1 protein-coding gene is annotated in these 543 nt (G+C 61.9%); it reads left to right on the forward strand.

Annotation, left to right across the window (positions count from 1 at the left end; all coding sequences use genetic code 11):
- Positions 1-504, forward strand: a 504-nt coding sequence (locus ACAG24_RS29490; protein WP_374150819.1) for an integrase core domain-containing protein, incomplete at its 5' end; no start/stop codon positions are given.
- Positions 505-543: the final 39 nt, after the last annotated feature.

Below are 543 nucleotides of genomic sequence, written 5' to 3' on the forward strand. Positions count from 1 at the left end.
ATCCGCCAAATCAACTCCACCCCCAACCACCCCACCACCTGCGGGAAAGTCGAACGCTTCCAACAAACCCTCAAAAAGTGGCTCACCCACCAACCCAAAGCCACCACCATCGACGAACTCCAAACCCAGCTAGACGCCTTCACCGACGAATACAACTACCGCCGACCCCACCGTTCACTACCCCACACAGCGACCCCAGCAGTCATCTACACCAGCCGACCCAAAGCCGACCCCGCAACACGAATAGACACACACAACCGCGTCCGCACCGACCGCGTCGACCAAGCCGGAGCAGTCACCCTGCGCGTCAACGGCCGCCTGCACCACATCGGCATCGGACGCCACCACTACCGAACCCGCGTCCTCATACTCGCCCAGGACCACATCACCGTCATCGACGCCGCCACCGGAGAAGTCCTGCGCGACTTCACCCTCGACCCCACCAGGGACTACCAGCCCACCGGCGCCCCCAAAGGCCCCAAACGGAAAAAACCGCGGACCTAAAGTAGGTCCGCGGCTATTCCGATGTCTTGCGACATCACA

It is taken from the genome of Mycobacterium bulgaricum (assembly GCF_041287165.2).
GTDB classification, from domain to species: domain Bacteria; phylum Actinomycetota; class Actinomycetes; order Mycobacteriales; family Mycobacteriaceae; genus Mycobacterium; species Mycobacterium bulgaricum.